At 61.1% G+C, this 15,866-nt stretch carries 13 protein-coding genes; 9 read left to right on the forward strand and 4 right to left on the reverse strand.

All coding sequences use genetic code 11. The features are described from left to right. Nucleotide 1: 1 nt before the first annotated feature. Together JET14_RS18510 and JET14_RS18515 are read right to left on the reverse strand one after the other, a co-directional pair. Complete coding sequence (locus tag JET14_RS18510; RefSeq protein WP_200335450.1) at nucleotides 2-913, reverse strand: carbohydrate ABC transporter permease; 912 nt, start codon at nucleotides 911-913, stop codon at nucleotides 2-4. Between the two features lie 2 nt (nucleotides 914-915). Continuing rightward, a complete protein-coding gene (locus JET14_RS18515) occupies nucleotides 916-1,800 on the reverse strand; it encodes a carbohydrate ABC transporter permease (RefSeq protein WP_061449780.1) in 885 nt (294 codons plus the stop codon). Nucleotides 1,801-2,125: 325 nt separating this feature from the next. On the opposite strand from JET14_RS18515, the gene JET14_RS18520 reads away from it, so the two are divergent. Continuing rightward, the gene (locus JET14_RS18520; protein ID WP_200335451.1) at nucleotides 2,126-3,043 is read left to right on the forward strand and encodes an AraC family transcriptional regulator; all 918 of its coding nucleotides are present in this window, start codon (nucleotides 2,126-2,128) and stop codon (nucleotides 3,041-3,043) included. A gap of 3 nt (nucleotides 3,044-3,046) precedes the next feature. Here the strand turns inward: JET14_RS18520 and JET14_RS18525 are convergent, their stop codons facing one another. Both JET14_RS18525 and JET14_RS18530 read right to left on the reverse strand, forming a co-directional pair. Beyond that, the gene (locus JET14_RS18525) at nucleotides 3,047-3,955 is read right to left on the reverse strand and encodes a sugar kinase (protein WP_200335452.1); all 909 of its coding nucleotides are present in this window, start codon (nucleotides 3,953-3,955) and stop codon (nucleotides 3,047-3,049) included. Further along, nucleotides 3,952-4,653 carry a GntR family transcriptional regulator gene (locus tag JET14_RS18530; RefSeq protein WP_200335453.1) on the reverse strand — a complete coding sequence of 234 codons (702 nt, stop codon included), beginning with the start codon at nucleotides 4,651-4,653 and terminating at the stop codon, nucleotides 3,952-3,954. The genes JET14_RS18525 and JET14_RS18530 overlap by 4 nt, the downstream gene beginning before the upstream one ends. Before the next feature lie 101 nt (nucleotides 4,654-4,754). Between JET14_RS18530 and uxaC the strand changes: the two genes are divergently transcribed. From uxaC to typA, 8 genes are all read left to right on the forward strand, one after another. Then, nucleotides 4,755-6,158, forward strand: a complete 1,404-nt coding sequence (uxaC, locus tag JET14_RS18535; RefSeq protein WP_200335455.1) for a glucuronate isomerase — start codon at nucleotides 4,755-4,757, stop codon at nucleotides 6,156-6,158. A gap of 319 nt (nucleotides 6,159-6,477) precedes the next feature. Continuing rightward, nucleotides 6,478-7,299, forward strand: a complete 822-nt coding sequence (kduI, locus tag JET14_RS18540; RefSeq protein WP_200335458.1) for a 5-dehydro-4-deoxy-D-glucuronate isomerase — start codon at nucleotides 6,478-6,480, stop codon at nucleotides 7,297-7,299. Further along, nucleotides 7,299-8,048, forward strand: a complete 750-nt coding sequence (kduD, locus tag JET14_RS18545; protein WP_200335459.1) for a 2-dehydro-3-deoxy-D-gluconate 5-dehydrogenase KduD — start codon at nucleotides 7,299-7,301, stop codon at nucleotides 8,046-8,048. The genes kduI and kduD overlap by 1 nt, the downstream gene beginning before the upstream one ends. After that, nucleotides 8,038-9,495 (forward strand): mannitol dehydrogenase family protein, encoded by a 1,458-nt coding sequence (locus JET14_RS18550; protein WP_246750372.1) that lies wholly within the window; start codon nucleotides 8,038-8,040, stop codon nucleotides 9,493-9,495. The genes kduD and JET14_RS18550 overlap by 11 nt, the downstream gene beginning before the upstream one ends. Before the next feature lie 80 nt (nucleotides 9,496-9,575). Next, the gene (locus JET14_RS18555; protein ID WP_432443091.1) at nucleotides 9,576-11,105 is read left to right on the forward strand and encodes a UxaA family hydrolase; all 1,530 of its coding nucleotides are present in this window, start codon (nucleotides 9,576-9,578) and stop codon (nucleotides 11,103-11,105) included. A gap of 373 nt (nucleotides 11,106-11,478) precedes the next feature. Continuing rightward, nucleotides 11,479-11,766 (forward strand): FeoA family protein, encoded by a 288-nt coding sequence (locus tag JET14_RS18560; RefSeq protein WP_200335460.1) that lies wholly within the window; start codon nucleotides 11,479-11,481, stop codon nucleotides 11,764-11,766. 140 nt (nucleotides 11,767-11,906) lie between these two features. After that, on the forward strand, nucleotides 11,907-13,745 hold the full coding sequence (gene feoB, locus JET14_RS18565) for a ferrous iron transport protein B (protein ID WP_200335461.1): 1,839 nt from the start codon (nucleotides 11,907-11,909) through the stop codon (nucleotides 13,743-13,745). 193 nt (nucleotides 13,746-13,938) lie between these two features. Next, the gene (gene typA / locus JET14_RS18570) at nucleotides 13,939-15,762 is read left to right on the forward strand and encodes a translational GTPase TypA (RefSeq protein WP_200335462.1); all 1,824 of its coding nucleotides are present in this window, start codon (nucleotides 13,939-13,941) and stop codon (nucleotides 15,760-15,762) included. Nucleotides 15,763-15,866: the final 104 nt, after the last annotated feature.

The raw sequence follows: 15,866 nt of genomic DNA on the forward strand, positions 1-15,866 counted from the left end.
TTTATCCTTTGACTCCGCCAGCGGAGATACCTTCGATGAAATATTTCTGCGCCATGAAAAACACGACGAGGGCGGGCGTGATCGCGAGCACCGACATGGAGAGGATCTTGTTCCAGGCAAATGCTTCGGTGGTATCGATCGACAGTTTGAGGGCCAGGGAGACCGGGTATTTGTCGACGGAGGACAGGTAGATCAACGGCCCGAGGAAGTCGTTCATCGTCCACATGAACTGGAACAGGCAGACCGAGATGAGGGCCGGCGTGAGCAGCGGTACGACGATGAAGAGCAGGGCCTGCCAGCTCGAGGCGCCGTCGACGCGCGCGGCCTCTTCCATGTCGCGCGGAATGGCGCGCAGGAACTGGACCAGCATGAAGACGAAGAACGCGTCACCGGCAAGCGCGGAGGGCACCCACAGCGGCAGGAAACTATCGAGCCAGCCGAATTCCCGGAACAGCAGATACTGAGGAATGCGGGTGACGACGTTGGGCAGGAGCAGGATAGCGATCAGCGACGCGAACAGCACCTTCTTGCCGGGGAACTCGAACCTGGCGAAGCCGTAGGCAACGGCGGTGGCCGAGATCGCGGTCCCGATCATCTTCGGGATCAGAATCAGGAAGGTGTTGAGGAAGAACCGGCCGAACGTATAGGGCGTCGAGGTTTTCCAGCCTTCGATATAGCCGCTGACGGTCGGATGAGTCGGCCAGAAGCCCGCGCTCGCGAACATTTCGGCATTGGTCTTGAACGATGCGCCGATCAGCCAGATCAGCGGGTAGAGCATGATCAGCCCGACCAAGAACAGGATCACGTAGCGGATGATCGACGAGATCAGGACTTTACGCTGTTCGCGCTTGCGGGCGCGGATGGCTTCCAGATCGCGGGCAGACAGCATGCTCGACAAGGTTTGCTCTGTCATGATCAGCTCCTCTTGTCGCCGGCGTAATAGACCCAGTGGCGCGATGACCAGAAGGCGATCAGCGTCAGGACCATGATGATGGCGAACATGACCCAGGCAATGGCCGAGGCATATCCCATGCGGAAGTTCTTGAAGGCCTCGTCATAGATGTAGAGCGGCAGCAGGTAGGTGGATTTCAGCGGACCGCCGCCGGTGATGATGTAGGGACCGTTGAATTCCTGGAAGGCCTGCACCGTCTGCATGATGAGGTTGAAGAAGATCACCGGCGTGATCAGCGGCAGGGTGATGAAGAAGAAGGTCTTCCACTTGCCGGCGCCGTCGATGGCGGCTGCCTCGTAGAGCGAATTGTCGACGCTCTGAAGGGCGGCCAGGAAGATCACCATCGCCGAACCAAATTGCCACAGACGCAGCAGCGTGATGGTAAACAGCGCGTTGTTGGGATCGCCGAACCAGTTGACGCCCTGAAGGCCGATGCTTTCCAGCATCATGTTGATCAGGCCGACATCGGCGAAGAGATAGCGCCACAAAACCGCGATCGCGACCGAACCGCCGAGGATCGACGGGACATAGAAGGCCGTGCGGAAGAAGTTGATGAACTTCAGCTTGTAGTTCAGGATCACCGCGATGAAGAGCGCGAAGGCGAGCTTCAGCGGCACCGTCGAGAACACGTAGATCAGCGTGACCGACAGCGATTTGTTGAAGGTGCGGTCATGGGTGAACAGACGGATATAATTCTTCAGGCCGACGAAATGCGGCGAGCTCATCAGCGAGTAGTCGGTGAACGACAACACGAATGACGCAAGAAATGGCACTGCAGTGAAAAGCAGCAGGCCGATGATATATGGGGACAGATAGGCGAGCCCCATAAAACGATTTTCACCGCTCATGACCGCATTCCCGTTTGTTGGTTCCGGCAGGCGCGGCTGTCCCGTGGGAGCGCATTGCCACGGCCTTGTCCACCGTCAAGGCGGTGAGCTGAGGGCATGCGAAAAGGCAGCCGACCCCGAAGGGCAGCACGGACGTTGTTGTGTTCTGATTTGTGCATGGCGCTAAGGCGCAGGCGAGGGATCAACCCTACAGGGTCTTGCTTTTTCCCATACGAGCGACATCCTCCCAGATGTTTCTTGATGCGATACGCCTTTATTTCGGCGTTTCCACTGTTCATAATCATGTTTGGACACAGTTTTGGAATAGAGGGTTTCGGACAAAAGGATGGATAAAATCGAAGGTGGGATTCTTGACGGTCTTGCGGTTAACGCCCTCAATCTGACGCTGACCCGCTCGACCATCAGGATGCTGCACACCTCGACCTGGACGGCGGACAAGGTCAACAAGGTGCATGACCTCGTCATCTGCCTGACGGGCAGGGCCGAATACGAGGTCTCCGGCGAAACCTTCGAGATGAAACCGGGCCGGGCCATGCTGATCCCCGCCGGAGAACGTTTCGTCGGGCGCTCGACATCCGATGAACTCTATACCGGTGTCGCACAGCATTTCAGGGCGGAGGTCTTCGGCCGGATGGACCTTTTCGAGCAAATGGACTGCCGGATCTGGGTCGATCTGCCGCGCTGGGAGATGATCGCCCCGCTGGCACGCCACTATCGCGAAACCGCCCCTCTGTCCTCGACAACCTTTGCCCAGCACCACATCTTCATGGTGCTGCTGATCGAGTTCGTCGAAGCCGCCTTCATCCGCTGGCGGCCTCAGAAGGACGTCGCCGTCAACAATCCGGACAGCCTGTCGTTGTCGGTCATGGTCGCAGCATCGCAGATCGCCGCCGACCCTCTGAACCCGGACACGGTCGACCGCGTTCTGGGCTCGATCCCCTATAACCAGGATTATTTTCGCCGCGAGTTCAAGAAGCAGGTTGGTCTCACACCGCCGAAATATCAGGAGTTCAAGAGGATGGAGCGGGCCATGGCCCTGCTGGCCAGCGGCCAGAGCGTGAAACAGGCCTCCGCCTTTGTCGGCTACGACGACAGCTACTATTTCTCGCGGATGTTCAAGCGCTATATCGGCGTCAGTCCGGCTGGCTACAAAATGCTGAACAAGCGCCACCAGGAAGGCGCCTTCCCCCGCGGCGAGGAAGACGGCATGGCCGTCTTCCCCCTTTTGCGCCAGGCGGAGTGAGCGTCAGACAGCCACCAGCGCGCCGCGCGCGCCAATGACGCGAGCAGAAAGCGCCGAACCTTGTTCCAGCGCCTCAACCAGCGGGGCGCCCATCATCAGGGCCGCGATCAGGCCGGCATTGAAACTGTCGCCGGCGGCGGTGGTGTCAACAACGTTTTCCGATGGTGTCGGCTTGAAGGTAACCGAACCTTCTTCCTCGTCCTCGGCATGGATCGTGTCGGGTCCGTTCTTGACGATCACGGTCTTCACGCCCGCAGCCCGGTATCTGGCGATCGTCGCCTCAGGGCTTTTGTCGCCAAACACGGCGCCGTCCTCGTCGAAGGACGGCAGCACGATGTCGCTGACGCCGGCCGCCTCCATGATTGTCTCGGCCATGACATCGCGCGAGGGCCAGAGACGCGCACGCATGTTGGGATCGAAGGCGATGACCGTGCCGGCAGCGCGCGCTTCGGCCAACAGGTCAAGCAGGGTCCGGCGATGCTCTTCATTGACCACGGCCATGGTGATGCCGGAGAAGAGCACGAGCCCCCTGCCCGCAAGCGCCTTTCCCAGCGCCTCAGGGTCCTCTGCCAGAAGCTTTGCGGCCGACTGTCCGCGCCAGTAGGAAAAGCTGCGTTCCCCGTTCTTCAGCGCGATCATGTAAAGCCCGACGGTGCGTTCCTCGATCCGGCGCACCGAGGCCGTGCCGACGCCGGCCTTTTCCATGAAGGTCAGCATCTCGTCGGAAACCGTATCTGTTCCCGCTCCGGTGAAATAATCGACGGTGAATTCATCCGCCAGCGTGCGGGCAAGATACCAGGCGGAATTGAAGGTGTCGCCGGCAAAGCCGCGGGTATAGGCGCCGTCTTCGCGCGGGGCCATCTCGACCATGCATTCGCCGATGCACAGGATAGTCTTGGGGAGGTTTCTCATTCGTCTTCCATTTCGAAAAAAGCCGGATGCGAGACGTTGATACGCTCGACGATCTTGGCGATCTGCGACAAATGCTCCCGCATGGCCGAAACGGCCGCCTCCACGTCATGCGCCTCGATCGCGTGCAGTATCCCGGCATGTTCGTTGAGCGCGCTTGTCGCGCCGAAGGACAGGCTGAGATACCGCACACGGTCCATATGCGCCTTGTGGTCGCGAATCAATGCCCAGGCGTCGCCATGGCCGGAAAGCTCGCAGATCTGTTTGTGGAACTCGTCGTCGAGGGCGTGAAAGCCGGCCTTGTCGCCGGCGCGGATGGCGGCATCCTGTTCGGCGATGTTGGCCCGCAGCATATCGGCGTCTTCCTGCGTGCAGCACCGGGCGGCGGCCTCCGCCGTCGCAAGTTCGAGCGCGCTGCGGATGAAATGCGCCTGCATCACGGCCCGCTTCGAGATATGGGTGACCAGCGTCGCCCGCTGCGGTCGGATCAGCAGGAAGCCCTGCTGCGAGAGCCGGTAGAAGGCGTCGCGCACGGGCTGGCGCGAGACGCCGAGAACCCGCGCGACCTCGACCTCGGAAAGCTTGGAGCCCGGCGGCAACTCGTTCTCGATGACCTGACGATAAAGATGGGCATAGACCAGGTCGGTCACGGTCGGCTGGCGGGCCTGATCCAGCGCTCCGGTTTTTAATTTCCCGACCATTCATTCCTCCCATTGACAGGTTTCGCATACTAACATATTAGTTTTTTGAAGAAATGCAATCGTGCATTCTATCAGAAAAACCCGATGCGGGAGACGAAGAGATGCTGAACAAGGACCGGCTTTTTCCGATCGAACCGAAGACGCGGGACCTGGCGCGCGCGCTTTACAATGAAATCAGCACGCTGCCGATTGTCAGCCCGCACGGCCACACCGACCCCCGCTGGTACGCGGAAAACGAGCCCTTCCCCGATCCGGCTCAGCTGTTCGTGGTGCCGGACCACTATGTCTTCCGCATGCTCTGCTCGCAAGGCGTGAAACTGACGGATCTCGGCGTGCCGCGGGTCGACGGTGGCGAAACGGAAACCGACAGCCGCAAGATCTGGCGTCTTTTCGCCGAAAATTTCTACCTTCTGCGCGGCACGCCGAGCCGCGGCTGGCTGGAACATTCCTTCGAACATGTCTTCGGCCTCACAAAGCGCTTCGGCCCCGAGACCGCCGATGAGTTCTACGACCATATCGACGAATGCCTGCAGAAGCCGGAATTCCGCCCGCGCGCCCTGTTCGAACGCTTCAACATCGAGGTGATCGCGACCACGGAAAGCCCACTCGATGACCTGAAATGGCATGCGATGATCAGGGATTCCGGTTGGACCGGCGGCAAGGTCGTCACCGCCTATCGCCCGGACCCGGTCGTGGACCCCGATTTCGAAGGCTTTGCCGAGAACGTCGAAAAATTCGGTGAGCTGACCGGCGTCGACGCCACCAAATACGACAATTATCTGGAGGCGCACCGCATCCGCCGCGCCTTTTTCAAGCAGTATGGCGCCACCTCGACCGACCACGGTCACCCGACCGCGCGCACCGAGGACTTGCCGAAAGCCGACGTCGAGGCACTTTTTGCCAAGGCTCTGAAGGGCGAATGCTCGGCCGAGGAAGCCGATGCATTCCGCGGCCACATGCTGACCGAAATGGCCCGCATGAGTGTCGAGGACGGCCTCGTTCTGCAGATCCATCCGGGCTCCACCCGCAACCATTCGGCCGAAGTCATGGCCCGCCACGGCCGCGACAAGGGCTTCGATATTCCCTCGCAGACCAGTTACGTCGAGGCGTTGCGTCCGCTGCTCAATGCCGTGGGCATGGAACCGGACCTGACGATCGTGCTGTTCACGCTCGACGAGACAGCCTATTCGCGCGAACTGGCCCCGCTTGCCGGCGTCTATCCCGCGCTCCGTCTCGGCCCGGCATGGTGGTTCCACGACAGCCCCGAGGGCATGCGCCGCTACCGTGAAATGGTCACGGAAACGGCGGGTTTCTACAACACGGTCGGCTTTAACGACGACACGCGTGCATTCTGCTCGATCCCCGCACGCCACGATGTCGCACGCCGCGTCGACTGCGCCTTCCTGGCGACCCTGGTCGCCACCGGACGCCTGGACGAAGACGAGGCACCGGAAGTCGCGCGCGACCTGACCTACAATCTGGTCAAGCGCGCATACCGGCTGTAGCAACAGCCATTTTCAAGCAGGGAGAGATTTTTTGAAACGCTTGAAAAATCCGGGACGCCAAATTGTGCAACCATCAATGCCGCGCCTTTCTCCCGGGCGCGGCTGCCCTATGTGGGGGCCTGCCCCGGTCTTGTTGCCGTCAGAGCAGGCACCCGAAAGGCCGGTCGAGGAAAATCCGCCTCTCGCCGAAAGCCGGCGGGAGGCACCGGCACGGCGCCAGCCTTGGCCCCAAAGCTGACGGAGGCGTGAACGGGGCATGATGACTGACGCCTTCACGTCCCGAACGTGAAGTCTTTTCAATGAAGTGAAGGAGAATAAGATGTTGAATATCGAAATTCGCCACGCGATCGATCCGGTCACGGCGAGCACGTTCGACACGAGCGAACTGCGCGAACATTTTCAGACCAGCAACCTTTTCGTTCCCGGTGAAATCAATCTCATCTACACCCATTACGACCGCATGATCGTCGGCGGCGCCTGCCCGGCAGACGGTCCGCTGGAACTCGATCACGTCGCGCCCTGCGGCACCGCATCGATCCTCGACCGTCGCGAGATGACGATCGTGAAGCTCGGCGGTCCCGGAAAGGTGACCTGCGACGCGGAATACGACATGGTCCACGGCGACATGCTCTATCTCGGCATGGGTGCCGGCAAGATCACGTTTTCCGGTGAGGGCCGCTTCTACATTCTTTCCGCACCGGCGCACCAGACCTATCCGTCGCGCCTGATCAAGATCGCCGAAGCGGCGAATGTGACGCTGGGAGCTGCCGAAAACTGCAACGAGCGCACGATCTATCAGTTCGTCCATCCCGACGTGATGAAATCCTGCCAACTCGTTGTCGGCATGACCAAGCTGCAGAAGGGCTCGATCTGGAACACCATGCCGGCCCACGTTCACGACCGCCGTTCGGAAGCCTACCTCTACATCGACCTCGATGAGAATGCCCGCGTATTCCACATGATGGGCGAGCCCGACGAGACCCGTCATCTCGTTCTGAAGAACGAAGAAGGCGCGCTGTCGCCGCCCTGGTCGATCCATTGCGGCGCCGGAACGTCGAACTACACCTTCATTTGGGCCATGGCGGGCGACAATGTCGACTACAAGGATGTCGAAATGGTATCCATGGAGACGCTGAAGTAATGGCTCTTTCTTTCTCTCTCGAAGGCAAGCGCGCGCTGGTGACAGGCGCCAATACCGGTATCGGCCAGGGCATTGCTATTGCCCTTGGCGAGGCCGGCGCGGAGGTGTTGTGCACCAGCCGTACCGACAGCGACGAGACGGTGAAGATTATCAAGGATGCTGGCGGCAAGGCCGTCAGCGAGATCCTCGATCTTTCCGATCCGATGAACGGCAAGAAATTCATCGAGGCCTATGACAAGCCGATCGATATTCTGGTCAACAATGCGGGCCTCATCCGCCGCGAGGATGCCGTCGACTTTTCGGAAGAAGACTGGGACGACGTTATGGACATGAACGTCAAGGCGGTCTTCTTCGCCTGCCAGGGCTTCGCCAAGAAGGTTCTGGAACGCGGCGGCACCGGCAAGATCATCAACATCGCCTCAATGCTGTCCTTCCAGGGCGGCATTCGCGTTCCCTCCTACACCGCGTCGAAAAGCGGCGTGGCCGGCATCACCAAGCTGATGTGCAACGAGTGGGCGGCCAAGGGCATCAATGTGAACGCGATCGCGCCGGGCTACATCGCCACGAACAACACTGCCGCACTGCGCGCCGACGAAGCGCGCTCTGCGGAAATTCTCGGCCGGATTCCGGCCAATCGCTGGGGCGACCCGGCTGACCTGGGCGGCACGGCCGTCTTTCTTGCTTCGTCTGCCGCTGATTATATCAACGGGGCGATCCTTAATGTCGATGGAGGGTGGCTTGCCCGCTAAAGCCGAACGCCTTCCCCGGTTGAAACGTCCGGACGTCCCGCGTCCGGGCTCGGGGATTGTGCATCTGGGCCTGGGAGCGTTCTATCGCTCCCACGGCGCCATTTATATCTATGAAGCAATGCAAAAGTCCGGCGGCGACTGGGGCATTGTCGGCGTCAATCTGATGACGCCGCCGAAACAGCGCGAGATCTTCGAGCCGCAGGGCTTTGCCTACACGGCCGTCTCGCTCGCGCCCGAGGGCATCGAGCCGCAGGTGATCCCTGTGCTGAACGATGTGCTTGATGCTCCCGATGATCCGGAAGCCGTCCTGACGCTGATGGCCGATCCGAAGATCAAGATCGTCACCTCGACGGTGACCGAGAAGGGCTATTGCCATTTCCCGTCGACCGGCAAGCTCAACCGCGAACACCCCTTCATCCTCGAGGACCTGAAGGACGAAAACAGGCCGAAATCGGCGCTCGGCTACATCGTCCGCGCGCTCGACCGCCGCCGCAAGGCAGGCGTCCGTCCCTTCACGATGATGAGTTCCGACAACCTGCCGAACAACGGCCATGTCGTTCACGCCGTTGTCGTCGAACTGGCCGGCATGATCGATCCCGAATTGCAGGCCTGGATCGAAAAGGAAGTCACCTTCCCCTGCACCATGATCGACCGTATCGTTCCGGCCACCAAGCCGGAAGACATCGAGCGCGTCGCGGAACTGACCGGCGTCTACGACCCCGTTCCGGTGATGCACGAGCCCTTCCGCCAGTGGGTTGTCGAAGACAAGTTCGTTGATGGTGAGCGCCCCGATATCGGCGCTGTCGGCGCGCAGCTTGTCGAGGACGTGACCCCGTTCGAGCACATGAAGCTTCGCTGCCTCAACGGCACGCATTCCTCGATTTCCTATCTCGGCTATCTGGCCGGCAAGGACACGATCTACGACACAGTCTCGGACACGGTTTTTGCGGCCTATTGCAAATTCCTCTGGGAAAAGGAGATCATTCCGGCTGTTGACGCGCCGCCCGGGGTAAGCCTGAAGGACTACACGGCAGCCCTTTTCGAACGTTATTCCAACCCTTCGATTCGCCACCTGACCTGGCAGATCGCTATGGACGGCTCGCAGAAACTGCCGCAGCGCATTCTCGAGACGGTTCAGGAAGACCTCGACGCCGGCCGGCCGGTTCCGGGCCTTTCGCTCGCGATCGCAGCCTGGATGCGTTACGTCGGCGGCATCGACGAGCGCGGCAACCCGATCGACGTGCGCGACCCGCTCGCCGAGAAGCTCAAGGCGCTGTCGGACGCCGGCGCGACCCCGCGCGACAAGGTCACCGCACTGATCGGCGTTTCCGACGTGTTCCCAAAGGCGCTTCAGGACAACAACGTCTTCGTTGAAGGTCTCGTCGCCGCCTATGAAGGCCTTGTGGAAAAAGGCGCCCGCGCCATGGCCGAAGCGGTCGTGAGATAGGCAAGCGCCGGGCGTCGCTCGTCTGCCGCGACGCCCGGACCAATGTCGTTATCCCGGGGAGCACCCGGTCGGGAGGTACTATCGTGGCTGAACTCTGTCTCAAACTTCACCCCAAGGACACGGTGTCCATCCTTGCCGGACGCGCCGACACGGGTGACACGCCGCTTGGCTTCGGCGTGCCGCTCGACAAGCCCGTGACCCGTGGGCACAAGATCGCAAATACCGACATTCCCGAAGGCGGCGGCATCCTCAAGTTCGGCCAGTTGATCGGCTATGCCGCGCGCGACATCAAGGCCGGCGAACACGTCCATGTGCACAATTGCACCTTCGGCGACCATGGCCGCGATTACGAAATCGGCGCCGATCTGGAAACGGCGAAGGCCGCCATCCCCGAAGTCGCGCCCCGCACCTTCATGGGCTATCGCCGCGCCGACGGCTCCGCCGGCACGCGCAACTACATCGCCATTTGCGGCACGGTGAACTGTTCGGCGACGGTAATCCGCCGCGCCGCAGACATCATCAACCATTCCGGCATTCTCGATAACTATCCGCATATCGACGGCGTTGCCGCCTTTGCCCATGGCACCGGCTGCGGCATGGCCAATTCCGGCCCCGGCTTCGACAATCTGCAGCGCGTTCTCTGGGGCTATGCGACGCATCCGAATGTCGGCGCCGCGCTTTTCGTCGGCCTTGGCTGCGAACAGATGCAGCTTGCCCGCATGCGCGAGATCCACGGCGAGATGGACGAAAGCCGTTTCTTCATGATGACCATCCAAGAAAACGGCGGCACGCAGAAATCGATCGACAAGATTGTCGACCACATCAAGGAACTCCTGTCGAAGGTCGATGAGGCGCGTCGGGTGGAAATTCCGGTTTCCGAGTTGAAGCTTGCCCTGCAATGCGGCGGTTCCGACGGCTTTTCGGGCATCACCGCCAATCCCGCGCTCGGCATCGCCTCCGACCTTCTCGTCGGCATGGGCGGCACTGTGGTTCTCTCCGAAACGCCGGAAATCTACGGCGCCGAGCAGCTACTCCTGCGCCGCGCGGCAAGCAAGGAAGTCGCCGAAAAGCTGCTCGCCCGCATCAAATGGTGGGAAGACTATACCGAAGCCAATCACGGCTCGATGGACAACAATCCCTCCCCCGGCAACAAGCAGGGCGGATTGACCACCATTCTGGAAAAATCGCTCGGCGCAGTCGCGAAAGCCGGCAGCACGCCGCTGATGGACGTTCTCGAATATGGTGAGCAGATCCGCGAGAAGGGCCTCCTGTTCATGGATACGCCCGGATACGATCCGGTCTCGGCCACCGGCCAGATCGCCGGCGGCGCCCAGATCCTCTGTTTCACCACCGGGCGCGGCTCCGCCTTCGGCTCCAAACCGACGCCGACGGTCAAGGTCGCGACCAACTCCGCGCTTTTCGCCTCCATGCCCGACGACATGGACCTCAACTGCGGCGACATTCTCTCCGAGGGCGCCGACCTTCACAAGAAGGGCGAGGAACTGCTCGACTACCTGATCGCCACGGCCTCGGGGCAAAAGACCAAGTCGGAAGCGCTCGGCCTCGGCGACAATGAATTCGTGCCGTGGCAGGTTGGCGCCACGATGTAGTCCGACGGAAAGCCACTTTTTCGACACGGGCCGGAAGCCGGAAGGTTTCCGGCCCGTGTCGTTCTTGGCGCGACTAAACCCGAAAATCGCAGACACACGCAATGCAACCTGCGTTTTGTCAATCTTCGAGCGACAAAGATGACGTTCCGACGACAATCAATCATTTCGAAGGCAATTACAGGACCTTAATAAATGCTTCCTGTTTGAGTTAAGTATCTTGCGCGCAAGCATTCCGCGTGGCATAGAAAATGAAACGGGAAACCTAAGATGGCCGCCTTCGGTTCATCGCCGGTTTCGGAGAAACAGGTTCGATGACGACGGACAAGGCGCCGGCTCACTCCCGGGAGCGCGACAACGCGGAGCACGGAAAGGTATGAGCAACGACCCGACCATGGAGACGGTTAGGCAGGGCCGCATCGTCTCGCTTGAAAGCCTCCAGCCCGGCGAAAGCGGCATTGTCGAAATCGTCGAAGCCGGCAGTTTCGAGAACGGGCTTTCGGTGCGCCTCAGGGCCCTTGGTCTCTCAAGCCCGCACCAGGTCTCCATGGTCAGGCGCGCCTGGTTCGGCGGGCCGCTTGTCGTGCGCGCCGGCAAGGCGACGGAAATCGCGATCCGCCGCACCGAGGCCGAACTGGTCAAGGTGCGCAAGATCGAAGGCTGACCGAAGAACGCCGGCGTGCGTCGCGCGCGCCGGCCATCATAAACGAAAAGAATGCCGGCGACGGCGCGCGGGTCAAAACGAGCAGACTGAAAACACCGTCAGGCGGAGCTTTTCCGCCGGCCCAAGCTCCGGAAGACGCCATGTCTCATTGTTCGCCGGCAGAAGCCAATCTCGACCTGAACGACGTTCCCCGCATCGCCATGATCGGCCAGCCGAATACCGGCAAGTCGATGCTCTATAACCGCATCACCGGCGCCAGCGCCTATGTCGGCAACTGGCCGGGCATCACGGTCTCGCTCTCCAATGCGCGCGTCAAACTCGGCGGCAAGACGCTGGAATTCGTCGATCTTCCCGGCATTTACGACCTCGAGGGCTTTTCCGAGGACGAGACCGTCGTCGCCGATTTCCTCAAGACCTATCCCGTCGATCTCGTCATCATCGTCATCAATGCCAGCCAGATCGACCGCCAGATCCTGATGCCGCTGCAGGTCAAGCAGCTCGGCCTGCCCGCCGTCGTCATGCTGAACATGGCCGACGAGGCCCGCAAGAACGGCATCGAGATCGATACGGAAGCGCTGTCCGCCCGCCTCGGCCTGCCGGTCCAACTGATCAGCGCAAAATATGGCGAGGGCTATCCCAGGGCGATCGAAAGCGTCTCCGCCATGCTCGAAGCACGCGCCGGTCAGCCTCCGGTGCTGGCCGACTACGAGACGCTGCGTTCGACGCTGATGACCGAGGAAACCCTTGCCGAAACGCTTTCCGGCGCGGTCGTCTATCCCGAAGCGCCGCCGCAGACGATCACCCAGAAGCTCGACCGTTTCCTGCTTCATCCGGTTTTCGGCCTGCCGCTGTTCTTCGCGGTCATGCTGTTCGTCTTCTATATCGTCTGGTCCATCGGCCTGCCCTCGCAGGACTGGGTCGGCTTCATCACCGACTGGATCCAGAACCACATCCTCGAACCGGTCCTGAGCCTCGGACCGGGCTGGCTGCGAAACTTCGTCATCAACGGCATCTGGCTTGGCGTCGCCACCGTCGCTTCCTTCGTGCCGCTGATCATGCTGTTCTTCTTCTGCATGGCGGCTGTGGAGGATTCGGGCTACCTGTCGCGCGCGGCCTATCTGATGGACACCTGGATGCGCCGCATCGGCCTCGACGGCCGCTCCTTCGTCATGCAGATGATGGGTTTCGGCTGCAATGTGCCGGCGCTGATGGGCACGCGGGTGATGCGCTCGCAGCCGCTCCGGCTGCTCTCCATGCTGATCATCCCGTTCTCGCTCTGCTCGGCCCGGCTTGCCGTATTCGTCTTCATCATCGCCGCCGTCTTCCCGCCCGCCCAGGGCCCGATCGTCCTGTTTTCCTTCTACGTCATCTCCTTTGCCGCGGCCTTCCTCGCCGCCGCGATCTTTTCGCGCTCGAAGCAGTTCAGGAATACCGAGCCCTTCGTGCTGGAACTGCCGCCCTACCGGGTGCCGACACTCAGGCAGGTGTGGCTGCGCGGCTATGGCGAGCTCAGGGAATTCCTGCACCGAGCAACGAATTTCATCATCATCGGCACGGTTGCCGTCTGGTTCCTGACCAATTTCCCGACCGATGCCACTGGACTTGATACCTGGGGCGGCAAGCTCGGCGAGCTTCTCCAGCCGGTCATGGCCCCGATCGGCATCAACCCCTATCTGACGCTGGCGCTGATCTTCGGCTTCATCGCCAAGGAAGTGGTGATCGGGTCGCTGTCGACGATCTACGCCATGTCATCCGGCCTCGTCGCGCACCAGATCGCCATCTCGGTCTCGCCGGCGGCCGCCTATTCCTTCTGCCTGTTCTGCCTGCTCTACACGCCCTGCCTGACGACAGTGGCAACGGTAAAGGCCGAAAGCCGGTCCTGGGGCTTCATGATCTTCTCGCTGATCTTCTCTCTCCTCTATGCCTGGGTAATCGCCTTCCTGTTCTACCAGGGCGCCCTGCTTCTGGGCTTTGAATAGGTCGCGGGAACAGGGCTTGCGAGGCGTCTGTCGCGCCCTGACGACAGCCGCAAAGCCCCTGCCACAAAACATTCTCTTTCGTTTTCGTCAAAAAATGTGTAAGAGCGCGGCAAGTGTAACAGGCGCCTCCCAATTGGCAGCGGTCCTCCCACCGTTGCGACATGCCCGCGCCCAGCCCCAGAGATCGATAAAAATGGCACTTCGCAATATCGCGATCATCGCGCACGTTGACCATGGCAAGACGACGCTCGTTGACGAGCTCCTGAAGCAGTCCGGCGCATTCCGCGAAAACCAGCGCGTCGATGAGCGCGTGATGGACAGCAACGACCTCGAGAAGGAACGCGGCATCACCATTCTCGCCAAGGCGACCTCGGTCGTCTGGAAGGATACCCGCATCAACATCGTCGACACCCCCGGCCACGCCGATTTCGGCGGCGAGGTCGAGCGCATCCTTTCGATGGTGGACGGCGCGATCGTTCTGGTGGACGCCGCCGAAGGCCCGATGCCGCAGACCAAGTTCGTGGTCGGCAAGGCGCTGAAGGTCGGCCTCAAGCCGATCGTCGCCATCAACAAGATCGACCGCCCGGATGCCCGCGCCGATGAAGTCGTCAACGAGGTCTTCGACCTGTTTGCCGCACTCGACGCCACCGACGAACAGCTCGATTTCCACATTCTCTACGGCTCCGGTCGCGCCGGCTGGATGAACACCGCGCCGGAAGGTCCGCAGGACCAGGGCCTCGGCCCGTTGCTCGACCTCGTCGTCGATCATGTTCCCGCGCCGAAGGTTGCCGAAGGCCCGTTCAAGATGATCGGCACGCTGCTGGAGGCCAACCCCTATCTCGGCCGCATCATCACCGGCCGCGTCTTCTCCGGCTCGATCAAGCCGAACCAGCCGGTCAAGGTCCTCTCCCAGGACGGCAAGACGGTTGAAACCGGCCGCGTCTCGAAGATCCTCGCCTTCCGCGGCATCGAGCGCCAGCCGATCGACGAAGCGCAGGCGGGTGACATCATCGCCATTGCCGGTCTTTCCAAGGGCACGGTTGCAGACACGTTCTGCGATCCCTCCGTGACCGAGCCGCTTCAGGCCCAGCCGATCGATCCGCCGACGGTCACCATGTCCTTCATCGTCAATGACAGTCCGCTTGCCGGCACCGAGGGCGACAAGGTGACGAGCCGCGTCATCCGCGACCGGCTGATGAAGGAAGCGGAAGGCAATGTCGCGCTGAAGATCGAGGAAGCCGAGGGCAAGGATTCATTTTATGTTTCCGGTCGCGGCGAACTCCAGCTTGCCGTGCTGATCGAAACCATGCGCCGCGAAGGCTTCGAGATTGCCGTTTCGCGTCCGCGCGTGGTCATGCACAAGGATGAGGAAACCGGCCAGTTGATGGAACCGGTCGAGGAAGTCGTCATCGACGTCGATGAGGAGCATTCCGGCGTCGTCGTCCAGAAGATGGCCGAGCGCAAGGGCGAGATGGTCGAGCTGCGTCCCTCGGGCGGCGACCGCGTGCGTCTGGTCTTCTTCGCCCCGACGCGCGGCCTGATCGGCTACCAGTCGGAGCTTTTGACCGACACGCGCGGTACGGCGATCATGAACCGCCTGTTCCACAACTACCAGCCCTACAAGGGCGAGATCGGCGGCCGCAACCAGGGCGTTCTCCTGTCGAACCAGGCCGGTGAGGCCGTGGCCTACGCGATGTTCAACCTTGAGGATCGCGGCCCGATGATCATCGAGCCCGGCGACAAGGTCTATGCCGGCATGATCGTCGGCATCCATACCCGCGACAACGATCTCGAGGTCAACGTGCTGAAGGGCAAGCAGCTCACCAATATCCGCTCCGCCGGCAAGGACGAAGCGGTGAAGCTGACGCCGCCGATCCGCATGACGCTCGACCGGGCCCTGTCGTGGATCCAGGACGACGAACTGATGGAGGTCACACCGAAGTCGATCCGCCTCAGAAAGATGTATCTCGACTCCAACGAGCGCAAGCGTTTTGAGAAGTCCCGCGCGGCGGGCTGATCAGGCGATCTTCATGTCATGACGAAGAAGGCGACCCATTGCGGTCGCCTTTATTTTTGGAAAAAGAACCAGAAGACATAAAAGCTCACGATCGTCCAGACATC

Origin of the sequence: Martelella lutilitoris (genome assembly GCF_016598595.1) — a bacterium.
Taxonomy (GTDB): domain Bacteria; phylum Pseudomonadota; class Alphaproteobacteria; order Rhizobiales; family Rhizobiaceae; genus Martelella; species Martelella lutilitoris_A.

Coding starts and splice junctions, on each gene's coding strand:
- JET14_RS18510 (WP_200335450.1), bottom strand. CDS start 913: ATGACAGAGCAAACCTTGTCGAGCATGCTGTCTGCCCGCGATCTGGAA.
- JET14_RS18515 (WP_061449780.1), bottom strand. CDS start 1,800: ATGAGCGGTGAAAATCGTTTTATGGGGCTCGCCTATCTGTCCCCATAT.
- JET14_RS18520 (WP_200335451.1), top strand. CDS start 2,126: ATGGATAAAATCGAAGGTGGGATTCTTGACGGTCTTGCGGTTAACGCC.
- JET14_RS18525 (WP_200335452.1), bottom strand. CDS start 3,955: ATGAGAAACCTCCCCAAGACTATCCTGTGCATCGGCGAATGCATGGTC.
- JET14_RS18530 (WP_200335453.1), bottom strand. CDS start 4,653: ATGGTCGGGAAATTAAAAACCGGAGCGCTGGATCAGGCCCGCCAGCCG.
- uxaC (WP_200335455.1), top strand. CDS start 4,755: ATGCTGAACAAGGACCGGCTTTTTCCGATCGAACCGAAGACGCGGGAC.
- kduI (WP_200335458.1), top strand. CDS start 6,478: ATGTTGAATATCGAAATTCGCCACGCGATCGATCCGGTCACGGCGAGC.
- kduD (WP_200335459.1), top strand. CDS start 7,299: ATGGCTCTTTCTTTCTCTCTCGAAGGCAAGCGCGCGCTGGTGACAGGC.
- JET14_RS18560 (WP_200335460.1), top strand. CDS start 11,479: ATGAGCAACGACCCGACCATGGAGACGGTTAGGCAGGGCCGCATCGTC.
- feoB (WP_200335461.1), top strand. CDS start 11,907: ATGTCTCATTGTTCGCCGGCAGAAGCCAATCTCGACCTGAACGACGTT.
- typA (WP_200335462.1), top strand. CDS start 13,939: ATGGCACTTCGCAATATCGCGATCATCGCGCACGTTGACCATGGCAAG.